Below are 25,423 nucleotides of genomic sequence, written 5' to 3'. Positions count from 1 at the left end.
TGCTGTGCCTACGCCTGAAGCGCCGTGCGCAAGTCAGCTTCCGCCAGTTCCTCGCACATCCACGGGCTAAATACCGCTGGCACGGCATCGGCCGCGGCGATGAGGCGGGTTGGCTCGACCCATTCCCAGGAGTCGACCTCGTCCGGGTTCGGCTGCCACTGCGACTGGGAATCGAGCTCTATGCAGTAGACGGGGCAGATTTCATTTTCCACCAGGCCGGAGGAGTCTACCGCGCGGTAGGAAAAGGTGGGCAGCACCTCGCGCAGGTTGGACAGCGCGTCTGCCGGAATCCCTAACTCGAATTCGGCGCGGCGAATGACGGCATCGGCAGTCGGCTCCCCTGGGCCAGGATGCCCGCAGAAGGAATTGGTCCACACGCCGGGCCAGGTTTGTTTGCTCAGCGCCCGACGGGTGATGAGTACTTTTCCTTGGCAGGTAACCCACGCGGAAAAGGCAAAGTGCAAGGCAGTGTCGGTGGTATGCACCTCGGATTTAAGGGCAGTACCAATGGCTTTTCCATCAGCACCCGCCAGGACTACCCGTTCCGTCATAGGTTCAGATCCCCCACCCACGTGACGTTTCCAATGTGTAGGCGGGCATTCCAGAGGTTGCCCGGTGCGACATCGTAACGATATTGCAGGTTAACCGCGGCACCCGCGCCCAGCGGGTGATCGAGGCCCGGGGGTTCCACGCCAGGCGCGGAGTTCTCGTCATACGGCAGGGCTTTTACCTTAGACCAGCCGCCATTTCCGTCGGCGCGCTCGAGGACGGGGTCGTCGAAAGCATCGGTGGGCAGGGCCATTTCGTTTTCATTCTTGAGCAAAATGGTCACCACGGAACCGCCGGAATTACTATCCGTATAAACCCCCTGCAGCTCCCAGCTGACGCCGAGGCCGGCATCTTTCACCGGGCTCGCCAGGTTGGAAGTAACTTCCTTATCGTCGGTGTCTTCCGCTTGATAAGGCGCTTCTTCCGAGCTGGAGACGGTGATATTGTCCCCCAACCCGGTCTCTTCCGGCTGGAGAATGCTGCATCCGGCCAGGGTCACGGCGAGAAGGCTGACCACGCCTGCGCCTAAAGTGTGAGAAATTTTCACCGTGGATGGATCCTTTGCACGCGAAGATAACTTTATTTCTGCACAGATACTTTAGCCGAAAGCCCGCCCAAGGTATGCATCTGGGCTGCGCGCCGTGGCTTGTGGCATACTGAACTGTCTCTTGAAGGTACTCTCCCTCCACGCGTCTTTGAATTGAGCATCCCCCATGAAATCCCTCGTACGCATTACCCGCAGCGCTTCTGCCCTGTGGCCTTATTATCTCGGCGTCTTGCTCGCAGCGACGGTCACTGCCGTCCTTGCGTTGATTTCACCCTTCCTTACCAGGGAAGCCACCGACATTATCGTTGAGGCGCTACAAACAAACGAGCCGCTTGGCGATGCCCTCCGTGCCGTCCTTTTCCTAGCCCTCGCCCTTTTCCTGGCCGATGCCGCCAATGCTTTATTCCGGAATGTCGGCAGCTATATCGGCGATGTCATGGTCTCGCGCTTGCGACAAATTTTATCCAATCGCTACTTTGCCAAGCTCTTGGCGCTGCCGCAGGATTATTACGATAATCAGGTCACCGGCACGATCATTGCCCGGCTGGATCGCTCCATCGCGAATATCACGCAGTTTATCCAGTCCTTTGCCAATAACTTTTTCACGATGATCATCCAGACCATCGCGGTATTAGCCATTACCGCTTGGTATTACTGGCCGCTGACCATATTGTTGGCGCTGCTTTTCCCCATTTATATGTGGCTAACCGCGCTGACTTCGAAGCGCTGGCAAAAATTTGAGGCCATTAAAAACGAAAACATCGACCAAGCCAATGGTCGCTTTGCTGAGGTCATAGGCCAGGTCAAGGTCACCAAATCCTTCGTCGCCGAATCCCGCGAGCTGGACCATTTTGCCCAGCGCTATGGCACCGTTGTTGACACCACGCGGCCGCAGTCCCGCTGGTGGCACATGATGGATACCTTCCGCGGCATCGCCATGGCCATAATCTTTTTGGGCATCTATGCGGTCATTTTCTGGCGCACCCTCGAAGGCCACTTTTCCATCGGCGATATGGTCATGCTCTTGCAAATGGTCACCATGGCCAAACAGCCCGTATTCATGATGAGCTGGATGATCGATACGGCCCAGCGCGCTATCGCCGGCTCACGCGACTACTTCAAGGTCATGGAAGAAGACTTGGAGCCCACCGCCCCACGCGAGCTGGTCGCCGCCATCACGGATTCCGGCACCCCCGAGCTCAACCTCACCCCCATCACCCCATTAGAGCCAACGCCCGGCGCGCCGGTCTTTGCCTTTGATGACGTCTCCTTTGCTTATGAAGAAGGAAAGCCCGTCGTCAACAACATCTCCTTTACCGCCCACGAGGGCCAGAAGGTCGCGCTCGTGGGTGAATCGGGCGGCGGTAAATCCACCCTGGTCAACCTGCTGCTGGGCCTGTATCACCCCTCGGCTGGTCACCTCGATGTATTGGGCCACCGCGTCGATGACCTCACCGCGTCTCGCTTGCGCGCGTCCGTCGGCGTGGTCTTCCAGGACTCCTACCTCTTTTCGGGCACCATCCGCGACAATATTGCCTATGGCAAGCCGGGGGCTACTGAGGAAGAAATCGTGGATGTGGCCAAGCGCGCCAATGCCCATGACTTCATTGAGGCCTTCCCGGATGGTTATGACACGGTCATCGGTGAGCGCGGGCTAAAACTTTCCGGCGGGCAGAAACAGCGCGTATCCGTCGCGCGCGCCATGCTGAAAGATGCCCCTATCTTAGTGCTCGATGAAGCCACCTCCGCGCTTGATACCAAGGCCGAGCGCGCCGTCCAAGCCGGCCTGGATGAGCTGATGAAGGATCGGACCACGCTGATTATCGCGCACCGCCTATCCACCATCGCGGATGTCGATACCATCATCACCCTAGAGGCAGGAAGGATTGATGAAATGGGCTCGCCCGCTGAGCTCGCGCAATCCGGTGGTATCTATGCCGAGCTGCTCAAGCTCACCCAATCCAGCTCCGCCGCGGACCGCCGCCGGCTGAAAAAGTACGGCTTTGTCACCGGAGCCAATTCCCGCAGCGAGCACGGCGAAGAAAATGAATAAATCCACTGGGACTGCTGCGCTTAAAGCGTTAAGCTTGTGTGCATGCAGTTTCCTAGCCTAGAAGAGTTGCAAGCCCGCGGAACCCGCAAGTGGACCGTCTTTGATGAGGACATCCTCCCGCTGTGGATCGCGGAGTCCGATTTCCCCACCGCCCCCGCCGTCAAAAAGGCGCTGCAGGAGATGGTGGATAATGAAACCTTCGGCTATACCCCCTCCCCCAAGGCCTCGGGGCTGCGCGAGGCAGTCGCCGATTTCTATGCGGAGCGCTACGACTGGCGCCCCAATGCCGATCACATCTTCTGGATAGGCGATGTCGTCCGCGGCCTCTTGCTCGGCGTGCAGTACTTTACCCGCGATGATTCCCCCGTCATCGTGCCCGTACCCTCCTACCCACCGCTGCTCGAACTCCCCCGCACGGCGGGGCGCGAGAAGATCGAAATCAGCCTCGAGCTAGATGAAATCGAGCAAGCCTTCAAAGACGGCGCCGGTTCGATTCTCTTGGCCAACCCCTATAACCCGCACGGCCACGTCTTGTCGGAGGACTACCTCCGCGGGTTGGTGGAGTTGGCGGAGAAATACGATGGCCGCATCTTGGCCGATGAGATCCATGCCCCGCTGGTTTATGAAGGAAAGCATATTCCGGTGGCATCGCTAAGCGAGGAAGCAGCGCAGCGCACCATTACGGTCACCGCCACCTCCAAGGCCTTTAATACCGCGGGCCTCAAGTGCGCGCAGATTATCTTTTCCAATGCCGCCGATGCCCAGAAGTGGAACGGGCTTACCGGCGTGGCCAAAGACGGCACCGGCACCTTGGGTGTGCTTGCCGCCGAGGCCGCCTACCGCCACGGCGGGGGCTTCTTGGACGAGGAAATCGAGTACCTGCGCGAGACCCGCGACTGGCTGGTAGAAGAATTGCCACAGCGCATCCCTGGACTGAAGACTACGCAGCCCCAAGCCACTTACCTGTTGTGGCTGGACTTTTCCGATACCGCCATCGCCGGCAATCCGCAACCTGCCAAGTGGCTGCGCGAAAACGCCCGCGTGGCGCTCAACGAGGGCGATACCTTCGGCACCGGTGGCCCAGGTCATGCGCGGTTGAACTTCGCCACTTCCCGCGAAATCTTGAGCGAGGCACTCGACCGCATGGAAAAGGCCTTCGCCGAGCTCGACTAGTTCCCAGCCACCCTTTCTCCTCGCCCCATCGCACACGCGATGGGGCATTTATTGTATTTTCACCATGCTTTGATTTCTCAACAGGTGGGCAGTAATATCTCATTACATGAATAGCCCCTATAGGGCTACAGAATTCACATTCCTGGTCGCGCCCTCGCCACCTCGGCTCTCGGCGCGGCTGATGGTTTTAGTACGCAATGTTAAGGAGCCAGGATGGCTACCACCACTGCCTCAGGCACCCCCAAGAGCAAGGCCACCGTTGTCATTGCCTCGCTCATGCTCTTTTCGATGTTCTTCGGCGCCGGCAACCTCATTTTCCCACCGATGGTGGGCGTTTCCGCCGGCACCAACTTCTGGCCCGCCGTGCTGGGCTTCCTCGCCGCCGGCGTGCTCTTGCCCGTCCTGGCCATTATCGCGGTCGCGATTTCCGGCCGTTCCGTCCGTGACTTAGGCGCAAATGGCGGCGCGATCTTCGGCGTCGTCTTTTCCGCCCTGTCCTATCTTTCTATCGGTGCTTTCTACGCGCTCCCGCGTACCGGCGCGGTATCCATGGAAACGGCGATTACTCCCCTGTTGGGCTGGGAAGGCACCATGGCCAGCGGTGCATTCAATACCGTCTTCTTCCTTATCGCGCTGGGCCTGGCGTGGAAACCCAATTCCATCATCGATACCCTGGGCAAATTCCTCACCCCGGCCCTGGTTGCGCTGCTGGTCGTCCTCATTACTTTGGCGGCGCTGAATCACCCGCGCGATCCCCAGATGCCCACCGAAGATTACGTCTCTTCCCCCATGGTCACCGGCCTTTTCGAGGGCTATAACACCATGGACGCCATCGCTGGCTTGGCCTTTTCCATCGTCATCGTGGGTTCCCTGCGCTCTAAGGGCTTTAAAACCCAAAAATCCCTGGTGAAGGGCACCATTACCGCAGCGCTGGTCGCCGGTATCCTGCTTGCCGCCATCTACCTGGGCCTTGCCTGGGTGGGCCAGACCTTGCCCGATGGCCAGTCTTATGAATCCGGTGCGCCGCTGCTTGCCGAGGCCGCCAATCTCACCATGGGCACCTTCGGCCAGGCCCTCTTCTCCGCCATCGTCGTCCTCGCCTGCCTGACCACCGCGGTGGGCCTTATCACCGCCACCTCCGCGTTCTTCGAGATGCTGGTGCCGAAGACGAATTACCACTTGTGGGCCTGCATCTTTACCGCGATGTCCATCCTCTTCGCCTTCCAAGGCCTCGACACTGTGCTGTCCATCGCGGTGCCGTTTATCACCTTCCTGTACCCACCGGCTATCTCCCTTATCCTGCTCACGCTTATCCAGCCGGCGGTAAAGAGGTCCGTCGTGTTCTACTGGACCTACCGCCTTGCCCTGTGGGTATCGGTCATCTGGTCCGCCCTGACCGTCATTTCCGCGCAGGGTTGGGGCACCGCCGCCCTGGATCCCATCTTGTCGCTGGCGCCGGGCCAAGCGGTGGATCTCGGCTGGATTGCACCTACCGTCATCGCGGCAATCATTGGCCTGATTGTGGATATCTCCACCAAGGCTGGCGAGAAGCACTCCAACTCCGTGACCGCGGCGGCCGATGCTGACGGCGATGCCGTCGTTGACTCGCCGCTCGATGCAGCGGCATCGCCAAAGAGCTAAGCTCTCTCCTTCCACTCCCCGCCGCGGGCCCGCATTCCTCGGGTTCCGCGGCGGGTTTCTGTCTGCGGTTCAACTCAGCTTGGGTCGCCGGGATGCGCATGGTCGCGTGAAAAAGGACGGAATAGCCCCGCCCCGCGTACCGTTGCACTATAGGTACTATCCCCGCGAGAAAAAGGATTATTTTCCCATGACTGATCACGCGCCACTTTCCGTATTGGACTTTTGCACCATCTATGACGGTGAAACCCCTGCCCAATCCATTAACCGGTCGGTGGAATTAGCCCAAGAAGCCGAAAAACTGGGGTATTCCCGCATGTGGTACACCGAGCACCACAATATGAAGTCCATTATGTCCTCCGCGCCCGCCGTCCTCATCGCACACATCGGCGCTAAGACGGAACGCATCCGGTTGGGCTCTGGCGGCGTGATGCTGCCCAACCACTCGCCGTACGTCATCGCCGAACAGTTCGGCACCTTGGAGGAGATGTACCCGGACCGCATTGACCTAGGCGTCGGCCGTGCCCCCGGCACGGACTTGAATACCTTAGGCCGTGCGCTGCGCCGCGATGGGCAATCCGCCGAGCGCTTCCCAGAAGACGTCAAAGAGCTCAATGCGTACCTCGAGGGCAAGGCCTATATCCCCGGGGTCAGCGCGATTCCCGGTGCTAATACGAACGTTCCTATCTATATTCTAGGCTCGTCCATGTTCGGCGCTTCGCTCGCGGCAAAACTCGGCCTGCCCTATGCCTTTGCCTCCCACTTCGCCCCGCAGCACCTCGAGGAAGCAACCACCTACTACCGGGAGAACTTCCAGCCTTCCGAGCGGTTTAGCGAGCCCTACGTCATCGCCGGAGTAAACGTCACCGCCGCCGATACTATGCAAGTGGCGGAAGCCGAGTACGAGCGCGTGTGCTTTAACCGCGTGAAGTCTTTCGCCGGCCGCGGCAAGTACTTGACCGACCAGCAGGTAGAGCAGATCATCGAGTCCTACCAAGGCCAACAAATCCTGGACATGCTGCGCTACTCCGCGGTCGGTACCACCAAGGAAGTCACCGAATACTTGGAGAAGTTCCAAGAGCATGCCAAGGCCGATGAGCTTATGATTTCCCTGCAGTCCAGCTCGCACGAAAACGTCATCAAGAACATGCACGTGCTTGCTGAGGGCTGGCAGCTCGATCCAGCCAACGTGGCGGGCACCCCGCGCTAAACCCCGCCTCGCTGCGCTACACAGCGCCGCGTTGGGCCGCCCTCGGCCTCAACGCTGGCCGCGCAGCGCCACCGAACCCGCCGCAAAACAACCCGCTGAAATTGCCCTAATTAATGGCAATATATGCCTCCCCCCGAATGGTTTTAGGGCGTTTATGTGTTGAGTAACACACAAGTTATTCTTCATCTATGAAAATTTTGCGTGCGCGCTCAGCGCTGGGCTGTCTCGCGATGGTGACAGCGCTGGGCACGATAACAGCTTGTTCAGCGGGCCATACGGCGGTGGTCGATACCTCCGGCGACAACGCCGCCCTAACGGTGGCATCTAGTTCGGGGGCCACCTCGCTCGACTTCACCACTACCGGTGGGGCCGCCGCGCCGTCGGTGCTCATGGATAACGTCTATGAGACCTTGGTGCGCATCGATGAAGATGGATCCATCACCCCAGGCTTGGCCAAGGACTGGGACATCAGTGAAGATGCGAAGACCTATACCTTTCACTTGCGCGATGACGTGGCCTTCTCCAACGGCGATCCCTTCACCGCGCAGACCGCCGCCTTTTCCATTAATTACGTAAAAAATGACTGGACCAACGGCATTTCCGCCGCAATGGACCCAGTCGAAAGCGCCACCGCGGTCGATGATCACACCCTCAAGGTGCGCCTGGAAAAGCCCTCTAACCGCTGGCTGTGGTCCATGGGCACCACCATCGGCGCGATGATGTCACCTAAGGGCATGGATGACCTTGCAGCGAAGCCTATCGGCACCGGCCCCTACGAGGTGGCTGGATTTTCCCCCTCAGAATTCGTCTCCTTGCACAAGCGCGATGATTACTGGGGCACACCGTCTGAGCACGATGTCACGGTGCGCTACTTCCCCGATGCCATTTCCTCGGTCACCGCGCTGCGCTCGGGCGGCGTGGACGTCGTCTGGGGCGTGGGTAATCCCGAAATCCTCGATTCCCTGGATGATTCCATCGATACCAACGTAGGCACCACCAATGGTGAGGTCCTGCTATCGATGAATAATGACCGCGCCCCCTTCGACGATCCGCGCGTGCGGCAGGCCGTGGCCTACGCTGTCGATCGCGAGGCGGCCAATGACATCGTGTGGTCCGGCATGGCCACCGATACCGGCGGCGCGCCCATGCCGCCTACCGATCCTTGGTTCGAGGGCAAGAACTATTACGACTTCAACCTGGATAAGGCCCGCTCGCTGCTTGCCGATGCCGGCGCCGAAGGCACCCCACTCACCATCACCGTGCCCACGCTCTACTATGCCCAGGCCATCTCCGAGCTGCTGTATTCGCAGCTTTCCGATGTCGGCTTCGATGTCACCCTCGAAACCGCCGAGTTTCCCGCCGTGTGGCTGGGCCAGGTCCACGGTGCCAAGGACTACCAGATGTCGATTATCTCCCACGTGGAGGCCCGCGATATCCCGGCGCTTTTTGGCAACCCGGATTACTACCTGAATTACGATTCCGCCCGCACGCGCGAGCTGCTCGATAAGGCCGATACCGCAGCGCCTGAAGACTATCCCCACCGCATGACGCAGGTCGTGGACCAGATCATGGCCGATGCCGGCGCGCTGACCGTAATGAATATGCCGAATGTCGTTCTAACGCGCCACGGCATCAGCGGCTTGCACACCGATCAAGTCACCGACGCGATCGTATTGCGCGATCTCACCGACAAAAAGGAGGACCAATGAGTAGTTCTCGGGCACAGGCCATAATCCGGCCGCTGCTGCGCTTCGTGCTCACGCTTTTTCTCGCCTCCCTCATCATCTTCGCGCTCATGCGCGCCGTGCCCGGCAACCCGGCGCGCGTCGCGTTGGGGGTCAATGCCACTGATGACGCCATCGCCGAGCTCAGCGCGGAACTCGGCCTCGATCGTCCGCTGTTCACGCAGTACGGCGAGTGGGTAAAGGGCCTTGCCACCGGCGATTTCGGCAAGTCACTGTCCTCGCAGCAGGACATCACCCCGCTCGTCCTTGACCGCCTGCAGGTCACGCTCATCCTCATCGGCCTGGCCATGGCCTTGGCGCTGGCCTGCGCGATTCCCATTGGCATGTGGCTGGCGCATAACCGCAATTCGCGGGTTGCCGGCTTGGTCTCTGCGGGAACGCAGCTGGGCATCGCCGTGCCGAGCTTCTTAGTCGGCATCATCTTGGTGGCCATTTTTGCAGTCCACCTGGGCTGGCTGCCGGCCAATGGTTGGGTGCCGCCCAACCGCGGGGTGGGCGATTTCCTGCGCCACCTCATCCTGCCGGTCATCGCCTTGGCCCTGGTCCAGGGCGCTATGCTCACACGCTATATGCGCTCCTCGGTGCTCGACGTTATGAACCAAGACTATATCCGTACCGCGCGCGCTCTGGGCGATTCCCCGCGGGAGGCCCTGCACCGCCACGGGCTGCGCAATGCCGCGCTGCCGGTACTGACGGTGTCTGGCCTGCAATTGACCTCGATGGTGGTAGGCGCCGTGGTCATTGAATCCGTCTTCGTCATCCCCGGCGTAGGTTCCATGCTGCTCGATGCAGTCTCCGTGCGCGATCTGACCACGGTGCAGACCCTCGTCATGCTGCTGGTCACCTTCGCGCTGGCAGTAAACATGCTTACCGATGTCGCCTACCGCCTCATCGATCCCCGAATCAAGGCAGGTGACGCACGATGAAAATGCGTTTTTCTGGTTGGCTAGGCGCCGTGCTCGTCGGCGCGGTCGTAGTAATCGCCCTCGTATCGCTGGTGTGGACGCCGTACGATCCCACCCTCGCGCAACCGGGCAGCCGACTGTCCGGCCCCACCGCGGATCACCTCCTGGGCACGGACCGCTTCGGGCGCGATACCGCCTCGCGCATCATGGCGGGCGCGAAAATCACGGTCTTCGTGGGGCTTATCGCCGTCGGCATCGCAGGGCTTATCGGCATCCCGCTGGGGATCCTCGCGGGCATGCGCCGCGGCACCTGGGTAGAAGCGCTGGTCATGCGCGGCGCCGACGTCGTAATCGCCTTCCCAGCGCTCTTGCTCGCCATTATCGCCGGCGCGGTCTGGGGCCCATCGACGCTCACGGCCATGATTGCCATCGGTATTTCCGGCATCCCGTCCTTTGCCCGCGTGGCGCGTTCAGGCACGCTGCAGGTGGTCACGCAGGACTATATCGCCTCCGCCCGCATCTCCGCCGTGCCGGGATGGAAGGTGGCGGTGCGCCATGTCCTCCCGAATATCGCGGGCCTTATCATCGTCCAGGCCTCGGTGTATTTTGCCCTCGCCATCCTCGCGGAGGCGGGCCTGTCCTACCTCGGTTTGGGCACTCCTCCCCCGGCCGCCTCGTGGGGCCGCATGCTGCAGGACTCCCAGTCGCTGCTGAGCACCGATCCTCTCCAGGCCCTCTGGCCAGGCCTTGCCATCGCCGCCACGGTCTTGGGCTTTAACCTGCTTGGCGATGCCCTCCGTGACGCCCTCGACCCCCGCATGAAAGGAGCCACGCGATGAGCCTTTTAAGCGTGCGCGATCTCAGCCTCAGCGCCTCCGAATCCTCCCTCGTCGGCCCTATTAGCTTCCAGCTCGAGGCGGGCGAAAAGCTCGGCATCATCGGCGAATCCGGCTCCGGTAAATCACTGACCGCGCTGTCCATCATGGGGCTGCTGCCCACGAGCATTTCCGCCACCGGTGAGGTCACCGTGGCCGATCACCAGATAATCGGCGCGCGGGATTCCGCCATCCGCCCGCTGCGCGGCAAGACCATGGCCATGGTTTTCCAAGAACCCATGAGCGCGCTGGATCCCCTGATGCGCATTAGCGCCCAGCTCACCCACGCCGGCGCGCACGATACCGCCGCGGCCCTAGAAGAAGTCGACCTCGACGCCGACTTCGCCTCGCGCTTTCCCCACCAACTCTCCGGCGGGCAGCGCCAACGCGTGCTCTTAGCCATGGCGATGGCAGGCAGCCCCGACCTGCTCATCTGCGATGAGCCCACTACCGCCCTCGATGCCACCACGCAGGACGGGGTCCTCCGCGTCATCGAACGCGTTACCGAACAACGCGGCACCGCCCTGCTCTTTATCACCCACGACCTCAACGTCATCCAGCGCATGTGTCCGAGGGTGCTGGTCATGCGCGATGGCGACATCGTGGAGGAAGGCCGCACCGAGCGGGTGCTCACTCAGCCGCGCCACGCCTATACCCAAGAGCTGGTCTCGGCCTCGCAGCCGCCGGACTTCGCCCTCACCCCGGCGGGTGAGGGGAAGGATGTGGTGATGATGGAGGGCATCGGCAAGCAGCATGGCTCCCAAGCCGCACTGGCGGGGATCGATCTCCGCGTGCGCCGCGGCGAGCGGCTCGGCATCGTCGGCGGCTCCGGTTCCGGCAAAACCAGCCTGCTAAAAATCGTGGCAGGGCTGGATGCCCCGACCTCTGGAACCAGCACCGTGGATGGGCGCGTGCAGATGGTCTTCCAAGACCCGCAAGGTTCTCTGAACCCGCGGCTGAAGATCTGGAAATCCATCGCCGAAGCCATTCCCGGGCGCCTGTCCAAGGCCGAGCAGCGCGAGCGCGCCGCCGCCGCGCTGGAAGAGGTAGGCATTTCCGGCGAGGCGCTCGACCGCTATCCCCACGAGTTTTCCGGCGGGCAACGCCAACGCATCTCCATCGCCCGCGCGCTGTGCGGCGAACCGGATATCCTGCTTGCCGATGAAGCCGTCTCCGCCCTCGACATGTCCGTGCAGGCCCAGGTGCTGGAATTGCTCGCTCGCCTCATCGAGGACCGCGGGCTGACCCTGCTATTTGTCACCCATGACCTCTCCGTGGTGCGCGGGCTCTGCGATAGGGTCGCCGTGCTCAACCGCGGCGAACTGATCGAGCACGGCCCCACCGAGCGCGTGTGGTCGAAGCCCAAGAGCGACTACACCCGCCGGCTCATCGCCGCCGCTGGGCAATAAGCTCGCGCGGCGTAGGGTGGTTGCGGTAAACATTTCTAGCGAAAGGAGTCCCGCAGGCTCGTGAGCACCGACCACCCTATCCCGCAACGCCCCAGCACCACCCAGCTGCTAACCGCCTTTAATACCGCTTCCGTGCGCTGGCCCGGTGCCCTGCGCGCGGCCTTAGCGCTGCTAATTCCCGGCGCCTTCGCCATGCTCACCGGCCACGACTACGCCATCCTGCTGCTGGCCACCGGCGCCTTCGCCGTGATTTTCGGCGAAGGCCACCCCTTTCGCACCCGGCCCCGCGTCATCCTCACCGCTGGCTTGGCCCTGACCACCGTGGCGACCGTGGGTGTGCTGGTCGGCCACCTCATTTTCGTCCCCGGACACGGGCACTGGTGGCTGTTGCTCGCCGGTCTTTATTCCCTCCTGCTCGCCGCGCTCTGCGGCTTTACCCAGAACGCGCTGCGCCTGCCGCCGCCGGGCGCCTTCTTCCTCGTCTTGGTCGGCGGCGGTTCGGTGATGTTGGCGCGGACGGATACGAGCGTTAGCCAGCTGTTCCTGTGGTCCCTGACCGGTGTGCTGGCCAGCCTGCTTTTGGGCATGGCGCCCGCGCTCATTGATGTGCACGGCCCCGAACGCCGCGCCGTCGCCGCCTTGGAAAAGGCCACCGCTGCGTTTGTCTCCGGCGAGGATGATTCCCTCGCCCGCCACCACCAGGCCCAAACGGCGCTGTCGACGGCGTGGCAAGCGCTTGCCGATGCCGGCATCATCCGCGGCGGCCGCATCATCAATACCGCCGCCGCAGGCTTAGTGGATCGCACCTTGCAGGCCCAAGGGCGCATCGTCGCGCATAACCGCGCGCTGGATTTGGGATCTTCTTCGGATCTGCTGACCGATCACGCCACCGATGTGGATCCGCACCGCACCGCCATCCCGCACACCCGCCCCACCGGCCGCTACCGCATCTACCGCGCCGCGGTGCGGGACTCGCATGCCATGGTGACCACGCAAAAGATCGTGGTCTCCGCCGCCATTACCACGGTGGTGAGCCTGTCATTAGGTTTTGACCGCCCGGACTGGGGCGTGGTCTCCGCCTTCCTCATGCTGCAGTGGGGACCGGACCACGTCGCCGGCACCGTCCGCGGCATCCACCGCATGCTCGGATCCATCGTCGGCGTCATGCTGTTTTCGGTCTTCCATTACTTCGGAGTGTCCGGGTGGAGCTTGCTCTTCGCCCTCGCCGCCTGCCAATTCTGCGCAGAGATTTTTGTAGCCAAGAACTATGCCATCTGCGTCATCTTTTCCACCCCGCTCGCACTGCTGATGGGCAATTCCGCCCAGCGCCCCCTCTGGCCCACCATCCAGGCGCGCATCAGCGAGGTCCTCATCTCCATCATCGTGGCCACCATCGTGCTGTGGTTCTGGCAGCGCTCCGCACCCATCCGCAACCAGCACCGCCTGCAAACCCGCGCCATGGAATCCATGTCCACCCTGCTCGGTCTGCTGTTTATCAATACCCCCGAAGAGGTCCTTGCCAGCCGCCGCGACCTGCAATACGAGCTGCTATCCGAGCGCCGCGCCATGCAATCCCTCGCCGCTGATAACCCCGCCACCGCGCGAGAATTGTGGCAGCGACACATCGCCATCCAGCACGCGGGCTATTTCTTGCTCGACTATTGCTCCACGCACCCGTTCAGGATGGCGAGCAGGGAAGAACTAGATGGCATCGTCAAGCAGATTCACGCCGCGCATGCCCAACAGCGCTAGCTTGTGGAATGCGCTGCGGTGCTGAACAATTGAGGCCACGACTCCCGCCAAGCTAAGGACACCGTGACTTCTTCCTCCCGCGCCTATAAGCGCTCCCTCGAACCGCACGATAAGGGCAGCGCCGTAGGGCTCTACCCGCACAATATGCACCCCGGGCTGGTGCCCGGCATCAGCGTTGAGGACCAACGCAACCGCTTCGGCCTGGATAAATCGCTATTTTCCATCACCGCCGTCCTCATCGTAGCCTTCATCATTTGGGGCATTACCATGCCCGATAACCTGGCCGCCGCCTCCTCCACCGCCTTTAACTGGGCCATTACCAATACCGGATGGCTGCTGAACATCACCATGCTGCTGGCCACCGTGACCATGGCCTATATCGGGTTCTCCCGCCTCGGCCGCATCAAGCTCGGCACGGATACAGAAAAGCCCGAATTCAGCTACTTCAGCTGGGTAGCGATGATGTTTGGTGCCGGCATCGGCGTCGGCATCTTCTTCTACGGCCCCTCCGAGCCGCTATCGCACTACCTCAGCCCTCCCCCGCACACCGTGGATAACGGCAGCTCCGTCGAGGCATTGCACCAAGCCATGGCCCAATCGCACTTCCACTGGGGCATTTCCCCGTGGGCGGCCTATGCTTTGGTCGGCGCCGCGATTGCATATTCCTCCTACCGGCGCGGCCGCGTTCCCCTCATCTCTTCCATCTTCCAGCCGCTCTTCGGCTCCCGCGCCACGGACGGCCCGCTGGGCAAGCTTATCGATGTCATGGCGCTTATCGCCACCCTCTTCGGCACCGCCGCTACCCTGGGGCTTTCTGCTATTCAAATCGGCCAAGGCGTCAGCATCATTCGCGGCGCAGGCCCCATGACCAATTCCGCGCTCATCATCGTCATCGCCGTCTTAGGCTGCGCGTTTATCATCTCCGCGGTCTCTGGCGTCGCGCGCGGCGTGCGCTACCTGTCCAATTTCAATATCACCTTGACCTTGGGGCTTATTGTCTTCGTCTTCTTGGTCGGACCCACCCTATTGCTGCTGAACCTGATTCCTTCGGGCATCGTGACCTATATCGATCAATTCCTGCCCATGATGGCCAAGGGACTGTCCTGGGGCGATGAGACAATTGAATTCCAGTCCTACTGGACAGCGTTCTACTGGGCCTGGTGGATTGCATGGACGCCGTTTGTGGGCATGTTCGTCGCCCGCATCTCCCGCGGCCGCACCATTCGCGAATTCGCCGCCGTGACTATCTTCGCGCCCACCGCCATTTTGGCGCTGGCCTTTACCATCTTTGGTGGCACCGCCATTTCCTTCAACCAAGACGGCGTAGAGGGCTTCGACGGGGGATCCTCCAATGAACAGGTGCTCTTTTCGATGTTCCAGGATCTTCCCCTTGGCACCATCACCCCGTTTATCCTTTTGGTCATCCTAGCGGTCTTCTTTGTCACCTCGGCTGACTCTGCCTCCGTAGTCATGGGCACCATGTCCTCCAAGGGCGACCCAACCCCGAATAAGCTCATCGTCATCTTTTGGGGCCTGTGCATGATGGGCATCGCCATCGTCATGCTGCTGACCGGCGGCGAAGACGTGCTCACCGGCCTGCAAAACCTCACCATTCTGGCCGCCCTGCCCTTCTGCCTCGTGCTGCTGACCATGATGGTGGCGTTTATCAAGGACCTGCGCTCTGATCCGATGTTCATCCGCCGCACCTATGCCCGTTCGGCGATGGATAATGCGGTCATGCGCGGCATCGCAGAGCATGGCGATGAATTCGAGTTCTCCGTCCAGCATGCCGAAGACGGCCGCGGGGCCGGCCATGACTTCGATTCCACCGCGGACCGTTATACAGAGTGGTACCAGCGCACGGATGAAGAAGGCGAAAACGTCGATTATGACTTCGAAACCGGCGAATGGTCCGATGGCTACGCCCCAGAGGATGAGGAGAAGTAATGGGTCTTCCCAGCGAAGTTGTCCTCGATGGCTACACCCTCATCGAGCAGCACGAGATTGACCACGAATTCTTATTACACGGTTCGCCGCTGAGCACGAACACTCCCCTGCTCTTCGCACTCACCATCGCCGGCATCGTACTCGTGGCCGCCAGTTTATTTCTACGCGGGCGCGGGCGGGTCATCGCCGGTGTATTGGGCGCGGTGCTCGCAGTAAGCAAGCTGTGGTGGATGCCTTTCGCCTTGGCACGACACTTCGATGACGGTCAGGTATTTGGCTATACGCTCAAGTACTTCCCGCAATACTGGCCGGTGGCCTCCATCATTGTCGGCGCCATCGCGCTCATCGGCCCGGTCTCCGCCGTTATCCGCCGGCATTAACCTCCGAGCACCGCAATCGCGATGTGAAATGCGCGTATTCACGTCGGCAGGCGAAAGGAACGCTGCTCAGCCCTCGGGCCGTCAACTGGCTTGTGCCTGCCACCACCCAGGCGCTCGCACACATCATTATTTCTGCACGCCGGCGGCCTCGCGCATGGCCTTGGTCTGCGCGGAAGGGTGCTCGTTTTCGGTGGCCAGTCGCTCGAAAGCCACGGCGGCGAGCGCTGCCGCCTGCATACCGAGCACGGAGTCATCAAAACGCATCATCGGCGAGTGGTTCCACTCGCGCTGGTTTTCGGGCGTAGAAGGGTTGGCCGTGCCCATCCACATAAACGTGCCCGGCACTTGGGAAAGAACATAGCCGAAGTCCTCGGAGGCCATCATCGGGGCTTCGAAGGGCTGCATGTTTTCTGCGCCAAACATCTGTCCCCACAGCGTGGCGGCGAATTGATTCTCCCGCGGGTTCGTCTTCGTCGTGGGATACAACACCTCGAAATCCACCTGCGCGGTGCAACGGTGCGAGGCGGCCACCGAGCTGGAGACCTCGGTGATCATTTGGCGGACGGCGTCGATCTTTTCATCGCGAAGCACGCGCACCGTCGCCCCCAGCGCCGCGCGATCTGGAATCGCGTTATACGCACCATTGCCTGCCCACAGGTTAGTCACGGTGATAACGATGGGCTCCAGCGCGTCGAAGCGGCGCGTCAGCGCGGTCTGCAGCGCCATCTGGATTTCCGCCAGCGCCGCGACGGGGTCAATGGCATCGTGCGGGCGGGACCCGTGCCCGCCCTTGCCCAGCACCGTAATGGTCAGGTTGGACGAGCTTGCCATCATCGGACCTGGAACATAGTGGAACGTGCCTCGGTCTTGCGGGCCGACGTGCAGGCCGTAGGCGGAGATTGGGCGTCGGCCAGCGGCATCGAGCACACCCTCCTCGATCATCGGTTGCGCACCGCCCGGGCCTTCCTCGCCGGGCTGGAACATAAAGGTGACATCGCCATGCAGCTCCTCGCGGTGCTCGCACAGCATGCGTGCAGCCCCAATCAGCCCCGCAGTATGCAGGTCATGGCCGCAGGCGTGCATGTATTCGTTGATCGACGCAAAGGGGCTGCCGGTCTGCTCATGCACCTCCAGCGCGTCCATATCCGCGCGTAGCAGCACCGATACCGGCCGCTCGCCGCGCTTGCCGCCGCGCAGCACCGCCACCACAGAGCTAAGATCCTGCCCCACATGGATCTCGAGTGGCAGTCCCTCGAGCGCTTCAAGAACCTTTTGCTGGGTGCGCGGCAGATGCAGCCCGATTTCCGGGTGGCGGTGCAAATCACGCCGGATTTCCTGCAGGTCCTTCACCATGTTTTCGCCCATGTCCTGAAAAATCTCCGTCGCCGGCTGCTTGCCGATGCGCGCCCTAGTTACCGGCAGCGGCGGCAGCTCCTGCGCTTGGCGCGGGACGGACTTACGGCCGGGGTGGTTGGGGCGGATAATTTTCGTGGGATCAGTCATATGGGCTCCTTTACTCGCTGTCATATTCGACAATACCGCAGGTTATCCACAGGGTGAATGGACGGCGAGACGCCAGGTGTGACGCGTGGGGCGAGTTATCCACAGGTGGGCCTCGAGGGCTTTCGTGCGGGTGGACGGTGGCTTAACCTCGCAGGCATGACCCGCTTGCAGGACTACGCCCGCCAATTAACCTCGCCGATGGAGCTTCTCGGCGAGGTCTTCGGCCTTGCCGAGGCGGACCTGCGGCGGCTCGGCATATCCCGGCAGGAATCGCGCGAATTGCTGCTGCTTGCCGATGCCTACTTCGGCCCCACCTCCTTCACCCGCCGCCAGCGCACGTGCCGGGCGACCAAGCACTGCTTAACCACACTCAAGCTGATTGAAAAATACGTCTCCCGCACCAAGACTATGCGGGACGCTTGGGCGCTGCGGGCGGAGTTGTGCGGGACGTCGCAGGACATCGACAAGCTGGCGCGCACTCGGCTCAAGGAGATGTATCCTCCCCGCCAGCCCCAGCGTGGGGTCCGCATGACCAGGCGCAAGGGCGGGCCCTCCACGCTGTCCATTACAGGCGATTCCGATTTCATCGCTGACCTGCACTCCACCATTGGGGAGGACTCCCCACTCGAGGCTGTCGACCGCATCTTCTTCCGCGGTGGTGCCACCCGCCCGGTGGCTAGCACCAATATCGTCATCCACCTCGATGAGCTGGATAAAATCTTAAGCGGCGGCGGCGAAGAGGTCACGCTGCAGATGACCAATGGTGCCGAAATTTCCGGGGCCAAGCTGGTGGAGAAAAAGCTTGCCGAGGTCGGCCTTATCACCCTCATTCACCCCTTCGAGGGTCCAGTCAACCTCTACAGGACCTCCCGGTTCGCTTCCGAAAAGCAGCGGCTGATGGCCGCCGCCGAAAACCCCTCCTGCCCGTGGGCAGAATGCAATTATCCTGCCGATAAATGCCAGGTCCACCATCTCCAGGCGTGGAAACACGGCGGCGAGACGAATATGGACAACCTGACCATTGCTTGCCCCTATCACAACGGCGTCAATGACGATGATCCGCACGCCCCACCGGTGCGTGGCCGCCTGCATCGCCACCGCGGCCGCATCGAATGGCTCCCGCCCTGGGCCTCGCCGCCCAGCTAGGTTCTCGCCTGGAAAGCGGCGCTCCGCCTGACGTCGCTTTCAACTTGCCACCACTTTTAGCAATCGCTGGTCCAGCGGTTGCCGGTTTGGCGTGTCGTGGGCCCTGTGTGCTGGCGGTGCGTTTTGGTGTGCCTTCTCGCAAGATCGAGGCAATGCCACGCCCTTTGCACTGCGGTGGAAGCAAATGCGTGGTTGGCCAGAGATTAGCTGGGCAGCGGGATTTTAGGCTTCGAGGAGGCTGCGGCCGAAATAATCGGAATCATCGGCAACGCCGGGAAGTGCGTAGAAATAGCCGCCGCCGTAGGGGCGGATATAGTCCGCCAGCGGTTCGCCTTCGAGGCGTTTTTGCACCGTGATGAACTGTCGCTTCAAGTCCTGCTGGAAGGAGATAAACACCAGGCCCACGTCGAGGGTGCCATTATCGCGCACGCCATTGTCATAGTTATAAGCGCGGCGCAGCATCAACTGGTCAGCGGTGTCTGGGGTGCGAGGATTGGCCAGACGGATGTGGGCATCGGTGGGAATCACATCGCCGGTGGCATCATCGAGGTAATCTGGTTCGGCGTGCTCGTCGCCGCCCGATAGCGGGCCGCCGGTTACGCGGTCGCGGCCAAAGATTTGCTCCTGCTCGGCGATGGAAATGCGATCCCAAAACTCGGTGTACATGGCAATAAGCCGCACCGCCATATAGCTACCGCCCGCAGCCCAATCGGGCTCATCCGAACCGGCCCACACGAGCGAATCGTAGTCATCAGGACCGGGATTGACGATGCCATCCTTAAACCCCAAATGATTGCGCTGCGTACCCGACGGCCGCGGGGAATTCATATAACCGTTCTGCCGCCAGCGCACCGCCACATCGCCGCGGGTATGGCGCAAAATATCGCGCAGCGCGTGGAGAACAGTATCGCGTTCATCGGCGCAAATCTGTAAAGCAAGGTCACCGTGACATTTTTCTTCTTGCAGGGTGTCATCGGCAAACGCTTCCATCGCGCGCAGGTGGGCGGGCTTGTAGGCGGCGAGGCCGAAGCGGGCATCGAAAAGCGAATCGCCCACAGCGAGCGTGATAGATAAGTGATCGGCCGGAAGCTCAGGGCCCAGCTCGCCCGAATCCATTGCCGGGTAAGCAATGCCATCGGGCGCGGGAGTGCCACCAGCGGTTAAGATGCGTGCCCTTTCACTTAGCGTGCGCAGGAGCTTGTCCAAACGGGCCTTTGTCTTGACCTGCACGTCCAACGCCACTATTTCCGAGTATTTCTGCGGGGGATTTATGATGCCTTGCTGGTGTTCGCCGTGAAAATCCAGCGCGCCCGGCTGATCCACGGAATCGGTGGTTTCGAGCGGAAGCGACGTGGACTGCGCTTCTGCTCCCGGGGCAGCTGCGCCTGCGGCCGCGGAGGCGGCAAGGCCAGACAGAAAGGAGCGGCGGGAAAAGTTAAACGGGCACGGCACTAGTTCATCCTCCGGATAACGGTCATGGTGGCAACCGGGGCGAGCAGCTCATTCGCCTTGGCGACGCCCGCCTGCAAGCGCAGGCGGTCCTCCTGCTGCCAGTCCGCAAAAGCCACGCTCGGCGCGCCACCGTATTTATCGTCGAATTCCTCAGCCAAGGAGTCCAAGTCCGCGAGCTGATCGTAGATGGGCGCGGTATCCAAGCCGCGATCCTCGACCAAGGAGCGCACGGGATCCAGCGTTTGCCGCGTCGATGTAATGATTCCGCGCAGGGCGGTAGGCAGGGCGTGGGCGCCGAAATCGCGCTCGCCGCGCAGGTCAAAACGCTCGAACTCCTCCATCACCTCATGCGCGCGCAGCCCATAATCCGGGGCGGGAATGGCAAAATGGGAGGTGTCGAGGGCGTGGGCGGTCTGGTCGGTGGCATCGGCAAGCGCGGCGGCGGGCTGGATAGCATCGCTCGGCGGGCGATTGGACCACAGGATGCGCTCGATGTCTTCGTAGCCCTCCAAATCCGGGCCGGGCCACTCCGCGCTGGAATCGTCGAAGGAGCGATAATACTCCAGGTAGTCCAGGTAGGCGGCTTGGGCGGCGGGGCGGGAGGAAGAAGCGGCATCGGCAAGCGCATGCGCGCGCTTTTGCAACTCAGGCACGCGCTTTTTCTGGTTTTCAGCCTGCTTGATGGACACCGCGGCGACCTCGTGATCCGTAATGGGGACCATCTTGGGCGCATTCGTAACGGTGGACCCCGTCACCGTGAAAACGTCGGACTCCACGGCGGAATCGTTGTGGAAGACGCAGGTCAGGTGGTAGGTTCCGTCCTCCAGCTGCGGGTTCCACTCGCGAACGGCAGGGGTGCCGATGCGCTCGAGAACCTGATAGGCATTGCCCTTGTCATCGGAAACGTAGACCGTGAGGGCAAGCCCGGTGGTGTTATTAATCTTCCATTTCGCCTCACCCTGCACATCCTCAGGCGCCGGGCAGGAATACACATCGCGCACGGCGAGCTCGCGTGTGGGCTGCTCGCTGCCCTGCCCACTGAGCGTGGCCTGGGTACCCGTTTGCGGGATGGAGAGCCCAACGGCGAGCGCGAATGCAACGGCGAAACGGGAAATCTTCATAAATTAGAAAGGCAGGTTCTTCAAATCCAGGCCGGGGTGACCACTCATGAGCCAGCCGATGATGCCGGCGGCTACGCCCAGTGCGGCGAGGATGCCGATGATGCCTACCTTGGAGGAACCGGAAGCGGCGTGGTTAGTATCCGGCTGCTGGGCCTTATCCAGCGTGGTCACGGCAGGAACGCCCTGCTCGGTGACCTTGGTGTCATTCATGCCATCGACAACCGGCTTCAGGTTGGTGCCAGCGCGCGAGGTGTCATCCACGCGCTCTACGGAGTCATAATCCTGCGCCACAGTGCCATCGGTTTCATTGAGGAAGAGCTTCGGGGCCTTCTCCGCAACCGCGAAGTCGAACATGCCGGTGATCTCACCCGCGCGGTCATCGAAGGAATCGCCGCCCAAGCGGCCGAGGCCCCCAGTTGTCCTGGATGAACTTGGTCACCGAGGTCTGCTCGGTATAGGTGGAATCGATGTGGTTGGTCTTGGCATAGGGAGATACCACCAACAGCGGCTGGCGAGTACCGGGGCCGCACTGGCCGTTCTTATCACCCTTGATGCCTACCTTCGCGGCAGCGGCGGTGCAGATTTCCTTGTCCTGGTGCGGATCAGTGGAGCCGTTGAGGATTTCCGGCGCCTTGTGGTCGTACCAGCCATCGGAATCGTCGTAGGCGATGACGACTGCGGTGGAATCCCACTCCGGGGAGTTTTGCAGCTCGTTGATGTAGTGGGTGATAAACGCTTGCTCATCCAGCGGATTGGAGTAGCCAGCGTGGCCATCCTGGTAGTTGGCGGCCTTGAGGAAGGACACGGAAGGCAGGTTGCCCTGCTCGATGGCGGTATCGAAGTCCGCGAGGTCGTACTGGTGGTTTGCCTGGTCGGTCTTGCCAATCATGTCATCGCTGGACGGGGCCAGGTGGTGTGGGTTGGCGGTAGAGGCGTAGTACTGGAACGGCTCGTGGTGCGGGTTGTAGTCCGTCTGGTTCTGGCCGGTCAGCGTGGTGTGCGAAGAACCGCAGCGGGCGCGGGAGTCCTTCGTTGCCTCATCGGTGGGGCGGAATCCGCCTTGGAACCAGCCCCAAGTGACGTCCTTATCGTTGAGCTGGTCACCAATGTTCTTGGAGTGCATAGCGGTGACCTGGTTGGTACCGGCGGAGGACTTATTGGAGCAGTCATCGAAAAGCGGGTCTGGGTCGCCCACCACGGTGGCGGTAGCCCCGTCCTCGGATACGCCGGCCAGGGCGTGGTTCTTGCCATCCTCGATTTTCTGCTGGTCGCCCGTGGCTGGGTCGTGCATGGTGGCATCCGCAACGGTGCCGGAAATCAGGTTCAGCGCGCCCGGGGTGGAGGGGCCGAAGATGGTGGAAAAGCTATTGTCATTCAGCGCGAAATTCTGCGCGTAGTTCCACATGCCGGTCACGGTATTTCCGTCGTAGTATCCCATGGTCATGCCGGGAGTGGCGTAGGAGCCTTCGCCATACTTATCGATGTCCGTGGACACCGTCTCCGGGAATTTGTCCATCTTTCCGCCGTTGTAGGCTTCCTGCTCATCGGCGTAGTGGTGGTTCTGGTCCGTTGTTACGGCGTGTTCGGGAGCGATGCGGAAGGGCTTGATGGAGTTGGGGTTCTTCTCCCCCAGCAGGTCAGCATTTTCGAGGTTTTCTGCCCGTGGAGTGTCGGCCTTGGCGGTGAACTTAGGGGCGGGTTTCTCGCTGCCCTGCAGCTTCTCGTCGTCGTTATTTGCGGCGTTCGGGTAGGTGCCGAAGTAGTGGTCGAAGGAAATGTTTTCGGAGTAAATGACCACGACGTGATCGATGGGGGTCTTGGTTTCTGCCTGTGCGATACCGGGGACCAAGGAGGTCGTAGCAGCGGCTGCGGCGCACACTGCCACAGCGCGAAAGCGAAGCTTCATCTTATTTTCCGCCTTAAGTTAAACGAGTGAAACAAAGAGGGAGAAAGTGGCTGTGGCTCGCCGAAGAGTCATCGGTCGCTTTCGAATCGAAATTAAACGCCGTGAAACCATAAACCGCAAACACTCAAAAAGGGCATTCCCAGTCTCAGGAATGCCCTATGGGTGCTGCTCAGCCTCGCTTTTAGGCGGCAGCCACCGCGGAGATTGTTAACTGAAAGTTAAAGTACTATTACGCTGCGCTTTCCAGTGCTTAGTCGTCCGCGTCCGTCGACAGCGCCGCCACGAAGGCCTCCTGCGGTACCGACACGGAACCCAAGGTCTTCATACGCTTTTTACCCGCCTTCTGCTTTTCCAGCAGCTTGCGCTTACGCGAGATATCGCCGCCGTAACACTTGGCCAGCACATCCTTGCGCATAGCACGGATGTTTTCGCGGGCGATGACCTTAGTACCAATAGCCGCCTGGACGGGGACCTCGAATTGCTGGCGTGGAATCAATTCCTTTAGCTTCTTGGTCATCTTATTGCCGTACCACTGGGCGGAATCGCGGTGGATGATGGCGGAGAAAGCATCCACCGGGTCGCCGTTGAGGAGGATATCGACCTTAACGAGGTCAGACTGCTGCTCGCCGGCCTCCTCGTAGTTGAGCGAGGCGTAGCCCTTGGTGCGGGATTTCAACATGTCGAAGAAGTCGAAGATGATTTCACCCAATGGCATGGTGTAGCGCAGCTCCACGCGGTCTTCGGACAGGTAATCCATCCCGCCCATCTGGCCACGCTTGGATTGGCAGAGCTCCATGGTCGGGCCGACGAACTGCTCGGGCACGATGACGGTCATGGAGACAATGGGCTCGTAGACCTCGTTGAGCTTTCCTTCCGGCCAGTCCGAGGGGTTGTGAACCCAGCTTTCCTCGCCGTCTTCTGCCACCACGCGGTAGGTCACGGACGGGGCGGTAGAAATCAGGTCGAGGCCGAACTCGCGCTCCAGGCGGTCGCGGGTGATTTCCATGTGCAGCAGGCCCAAGAAGCCGCAGCGGAAGCCAAAGCCAAGGGCGACGGAGGTCTCGGGCTCGAAGGTCAAGGAGGCATCGTTAAGCTGCAGCTTTTCTAGCGCATCGCGCAGGTCGGGGAAATCGGCCTGGGAGATGGGGAAAAGCCCGGAATAAACCATTGGATCGGGATCCTTGTAGCCCTTCAGCGGGGTCTCGGCGCCGCCGTGGGACCAGGTAACGGTATCGCCCACCTTAGTCTCGCGCACGTCCTTCACGCCGGTAATAAGGTAGCCCACCTCGCCGGAGCCCAATCCCTCGCACTTTCGCATCGTGGGCGAGACGATGCCGATTTCCAGCAGCTCGTGGTTGGCGTTGGTGGACATCATCGTCACCTTCTGGCGCGGGGTGAGCTTGCCGTCCACCATGCGGATATAGGTCACCACGCCGCGGTACGTGTCATAGACGGAGTCAAAAATCATCGCGCGCGCGGGCGCATCGGGCGCATGCTCCGAGGAAGGCGGCGGAACCAGCTCGCAGACCTTATCGAGCAGCTCAACCACGCCTTCGCCGGTCTTGCCCGATACCTTCAGCACTTCCTCGGGCTCGCAGCCGATGATATTCGCGATTTCCAGCGCGTACTTATCCGGATCCGCCGCGGGCAGGTCGATCTTATTGAGCACTGGGATGATTTCCAGGTCATTTTCCATCGCCAGGTACAGGTTGGCGAGGGTTTGGGCTTCGATGCCCTGGGCGGCATCGACAAGCAGGATGGCTCCCTCACACGCCTCGAGCGCGCGGGAGACCTCGTAGGTAAAGTCCACGTGGCCGGGCGTATCGATCATCTGCATGACGATCTGCTCGCCTGCCGATGCCCCAGATTGCGGCACCCACGGCAGGCGCACGTTCTGCGCCTTAATCGTAATGCCGCGTTCGCGCTCGATATCCATATTATCGAGGAACTGGTCACGCATATCGCGCTCCGCAACCACCTTAGATAGCTGCAGGATGCGGTCTGCCAGCGTCGACTTTCCGTGGTCGATGTGAGCAATAATGCAGAAGTTACGGATCCGGGAGGGATCCGTAAACGTCGTGGCCGCAAAGTTTTCAGACATATGTCTACAAT

20 protein-coding genes are annotated in these 25,423 nt (G+C 61.2%); 12 read left to right on the top strand and 8 right to left on the bottom strand.

The features are described from left to right. Window positions 1–8 precede the first annotated feature (8 nt). Together idi and ABRP88_RS03345 are read right to left on the bottom strand one after the other, a co-directional pair. Complete coding sequence (idi, locus tag ABRP88_RS03350; RefSeq protein WP_284796404.1) at window positions 9–551, bottom strand: isopentenyl-diphosphate Delta-isomerase; 543 nt, start codon at window positions 549–551, stop codon at window positions 9–11. Then, window positions 548–1,096 (bottom strand): hypothetical protein, encoded by a 549-nt coding sequence (locus tag ABRP88_RS03345; RefSeq protein WP_284796405.1) that lies wholly within the window; start codon window positions 1,094–1,096, stop codon window positions 548–550. The genes idi and ABRP88_RS03345 overlap by 4 nt, the downstream gene beginning before the upstream one ends. A gap of 166 nt (window positions 1,097–1,262) precedes the next feature. On the opposite strand from ABRP88_RS03345, the gene ABRP88_RS03340 reads away from it, so the two are divergent. The 11 genes from ABRP88_RS03340 (at window position 1,263) to ABRP88_RS03290 (ending at window position 16,183) form a co-directional block, all read left to right on the top strand. Next, entirely contained in the window at window positions 1,263–3,149 is a 1,887-nt protein-coding gene (locus ABRP88_RS03340; protein ID WP_349836162.1) for an ABC transporter ATP-binding protein, read from the top strand. Between the two features lie 42 nt (window positions 3,150–3,191). Next, entirely contained in the window at window positions 3,192–4,322 is a 1,131-nt protein-coding gene (locus tag ABRP88_RS03335) for a MalY/PatB family protein (RefSeq protein ID WP_349836160.1), read from the top strand. A gap of 213 nt (window positions 4,323–4,535) precedes the next feature. Continuing rightward, window positions 4,536–5,963, top strand: coding sequence for a branched-chain amino acid transport system II carrier protein (brnQ, locus tag ABRP88_RS03330; protein ID WP_284770255.1), 1,428 nt, complete (start codon window positions 4,536–4,538; stop codon window positions 5,961–5,963). 187 nt (window positions 5,964–6,150) lie between these two features. Further along, window positions 6,151–7,170, top strand: coding sequence for an LLM class flavin-dependent oxidoreductase (locus ABRP88_RS03325; protein WP_284770254.1), 1,020 nt, complete (start codon window positions 6,151–6,153; stop codon window positions 7,168–7,170). A 188-nt stretch (window positions 7,171–7,358) separates the two neighbouring features. Further along, window positions 7,359–8,879, top strand: a complete 1,521-nt coding sequence (locus tag ABRP88_RS03320) for an ABC transporter substrate-binding protein (RefSeq protein WP_349836158.1) — start codon at window positions 7,359–7,361, stop codon at window positions 8,877–8,879. After that, complete coding sequence (locus ABRP88_RS03315; RefSeq protein ID WP_349836157.1) at window positions 8,876–9,841, top strand: ABC transporter permease; 966 nt, start codon at window positions 8,876–8,878, stop codon at window positions 9,839–9,841. Before ABRP88_RS03320 ends, ABRP88_RS03315 begins: the two co-directional genes overlap by 4 nt. Continuing rightward, window positions 9,838–10,659 carry an ABC transporter permease gene (locus ABRP88_RS03310; protein WP_349836155.1) on the top strand — a complete coding sequence of 274 codons (822 nt, stop codon included), beginning with the start codon at window positions 9,838–9,840 and terminating at the stop codon, window positions 10,657–10,659. Before ABRP88_RS03315 ends, ABRP88_RS03310 begins: the two co-directional genes overlap by 4 nt. Then, entirely contained in the window at window positions 10,656–12,104 is a 1,449-nt protein-coding gene (locus ABRP88_RS03305; RefSeq protein WP_349836154.1) for an ATP-binding cassette domain-containing protein, read from the top strand. Before ABRP88_RS03310 ends, ABRP88_RS03305 begins: the two co-directional genes overlap by 4 nt. 60 nt (window positions 12,105–12,164) lie before the next feature. Then, a complete protein-coding gene (locus ABRP88_RS03300) occupies window positions 12,165–13,856 on the top strand; it encodes an FUSC family protein (RefSeq protein ID WP_284770249.1) in 1,692 nt (563 codons plus the stop codon). A gap of 144 nt (window positions 13,857–14,000) precedes the next feature. Next, a complete protein-coding gene (locus tag ABRP88_RS03295) occupies window positions 14,001–15,803 on the top strand; it encodes a BCCT family transporter (protein ID WP_284770302.1) in 1,803 nt (600 codons plus the stop codon). Beyond that, window positions 15,803–16,183 (top strand): hypothetical protein, encoded by a 381-nt coding sequence (locus ABRP88_RS03290; RefSeq protein ID WP_284770248.1) that lies wholly within the window; start codon window positions 15,803–15,805, stop codon window positions 16,181–16,183. The genes ABRP88_RS03295 and ABRP88_RS03290 overlap by 1 nt, the downstream gene beginning before the upstream one ends. Window positions 16,184–16,309: 126 nt before the next feature. Here the strand turns inward: ABRP88_RS03290 and ABRP88_RS03285 are convergent, their stop codons facing one another. Then, a complete protein-coding gene (locus ABRP88_RS03285) occupies window positions 16,310–17,686 on the bottom strand; it encodes a M20 metallopeptidase family protein (RefSeq protein WP_284770247.1) in 1,377 nt (458 codons plus the stop codon). Window positions 17,687–17,842: 156 nt separating this feature from the next. On the opposite strand from ABRP88_RS03285, the gene ABRP88_RS03280 reads away from it, so the two are divergent. Then, on the top strand, window positions 17,843–18,832 hold the full coding sequence (locus ABRP88_RS03280; protein ID WP_349836151.1) for an HNH endonuclease signature motif containing protein: 990 nt from the start codon (window positions 17,843–17,845) through the stop codon (window positions 18,830–18,832). Window positions 18,833–19,054: 222 nt separating this feature from the next. Here ABRP88_RS03280 and efeB read toward each other — a convergent pair whose 3' ends face one another. The 5 genes from efeB to lepA all read right to left on the bottom strand — a co-directional run bounded on the left by efeB (window position 19,055) and on the right by lepA (window position 25,412). Beyond that, complete coding sequence (gene efeB / locus ABRP88_RS03275) at window positions 19,055–20,284, bottom strand: iron uptake transporter deferrochelatase/peroxidase subunit (RefSeq protein ID WP_284770245.1); 1,230 nt, start codon at window positions 20,282–20,284, stop codon at window positions 19,055–19,057. Beyond that, complete coding sequence (locus ABRP88_RS03270; protein ID WP_349836150.1) at window positions 20,284–21,405, bottom strand: EfeM/EfeO family lipoprotein; 1,122 nt, start codon at window positions 21,403–21,405, stop codon at window positions 20,284–20,286. Before ABRP88_RS03270 ends, efeB begins: the two co-directional genes overlap by 1 nt. Before the next feature lie 3 nt (window positions 21,406–21,408). Beyond that, window positions 21,409–21,804 carry a hypothetical protein gene (locus ABRP88_RS03265; RefSeq protein ID WP_349836148.1) on the bottom strand — a complete coding sequence of 132 codons (396 nt, stop codon included), beginning with the start codon at window positions 21,802–21,804 and terminating at the stop codon, window positions 21,409–21,411. Beyond that, window positions 21,782–23,311: an alkaline phosphatase family protein gene (locus tag ABRP88_RS03260; RefSeq protein WP_349836147.1), complete on the bottom strand. Its 1,530-nt coding sequence runs from the start codon at window positions 23,309–23,311 to the stop codon at window positions 21,782–21,784. The genes ABRP88_RS03265 and ABRP88_RS03260 overlap by 23 nt, the downstream gene beginning before the upstream one ends. A gap of 250 nt (window positions 23,312–23,561) precedes the next feature. Beyond that, the gene (gene lepA / locus ABRP88_RS03255; protein ID WP_349836145.1) at window positions 23,562–25,412 is read right to left on the bottom strand and encodes a translation elongation factor 4; all 1,851 of its coding nucleotides are present in this window, start codon (window positions 25,410–25,412) and stop codon (window positions 23,562–23,564) included. Between the last annotated feature and the right edge of the window lie 11 nt (window positions 25,413–25,423).

The organism is Corynebacterium sp. KPL2734, assembly GCF_040225595.1.
Taxonomy (GTDB): Bacteria; Actinomycetota; Actinomycetes; order Mycobacteriales; family Mycobacteriaceae; genus Corynebacterium; species Corynebacterium rhinophilum.
The sequence above is the reverse complement of the archived record's forward strand: the minus strand, read 5'-3'. Positions and strand labels throughout refer to the sequence as shown.

What these genes read in the sequence shown, in the direction of transcription:
- ABRP88_RS03270 (WP_349836150.1), bottom strand. Translation starts at nt 21,405, where the DNA reads ATGAAGATTTCCCGTTTCGCCGTTGCATTCGCGCTCGCCGTTGGGCTC.
- ABRP88_RS03310 (WP_349836155.1), top strand. Translation starts at nt 9,838, where the DNA reads ATGAAAATGCGTTTTTCTGGTTGGCTAGGCGCCGTGCTCGTCGGCGCG.
- idi (WP_284796404.1), bottom strand. Translation starts at nt 551, where the DNA reads ATGACGGAACGGGTAGTCCTGGCGGGTGCTGATGGAAAAGCCATTGGT.
- ABRP88_RS03280 (WP_349836151.1), top strand. Translation starts at nt 17,843, where the DNA reads ATGACCCGCTTGCAGGACTACGCCCGCCAATTAACCTCGCCGATGGAG.
- ABRP88_RS03285 (WP_284770247.1), bottom strand. Translation starts at nt 17,686, where the DNA reads ATGACTGATCCCACGAAAATTATCCGCCCCAACCACCCCGGCCGTAAG.
- ABRP88_RS03305 (WP_349836154.1), top strand. Translation starts at nt 10,656, where the DNA reads ATGAGCCTTTTAAGCGTGCGCGATCTCAGCCTCAGCGCCTCCGAATCC.
- ABRP88_RS03325 (WP_284770254.1), top strand. Translation starts at nt 6,151, where the DNA reads ATGACTGATCACGCGCCACTTTCCGTATTGGACTTTTGCACCATCTAT.
- ABRP88_RS03335 (WP_349836160.1), top strand. Translation starts at nt 3,192, where the DNA reads ATGCAGTTTCCTAGCCTAGAAGAGTTGCAAGCCCGCGGAACCCGCAAG.
- ABRP88_RS03320 (WP_349836158.1), top strand. Translation starts at nt 7,359, where the DNA reads ATGAAAATTTTGCGTGCGCGCTCAGCGCTGGGCTGTCTCGCGATGGTG.
- ABRP88_RS03295 (WP_284770302.1), top strand. Translation starts at nt 14,001, where the DNA reads ATGCACCCCGGGCTGGTGCCCGGCATCAGCGTTGAGGACCAACGCAAC.
- ABRP88_RS03260 (WP_349836147.1), bottom strand. Translation starts at nt 23,311, where the DNA reads ATGAAGCTTCGCTTTCGCGCTGTGGCAGTGTGCGCCGCAGCCGCTGCT.
- lepA (WP_349836145.1), bottom strand. Translation starts at nt 25,412, where the DNA reads ATGTCTGAAAACTTTGCGGCCACGACGTTTACGGATCCCTCCCGGATC.
- ABRP88_RS03290 (WP_284770248.1), top strand. Translation starts at nt 15,803, where the DNA reads ATGGGTCTTCCCAGCGAAGTTGTCCTCGATGGCTACACCCTCATCGAG.
- ABRP88_RS03315 (WP_349836157.1), top strand. Translation starts at nt 8,876, where the DNA reads ATGAGTAGTTCTCGGGCACAGGCCATAATCCGGCCGCTGCTGCGCTTC.
- ABRP88_RS03340 (WP_349836162.1), top strand. Translation starts at nt 1,263, where the DNA reads ATGAAATCCCTCGTACGCATTACCCGCAGCGCTTCTGCCCTGTGGCCT.
- brnQ (WP_284770255.1), top strand. Translation starts at nt 4,536, where the DNA reads ATGGCTACCACCACTGCCTCAGGCACCCCCAAGAGCAAGGCCACCGTT.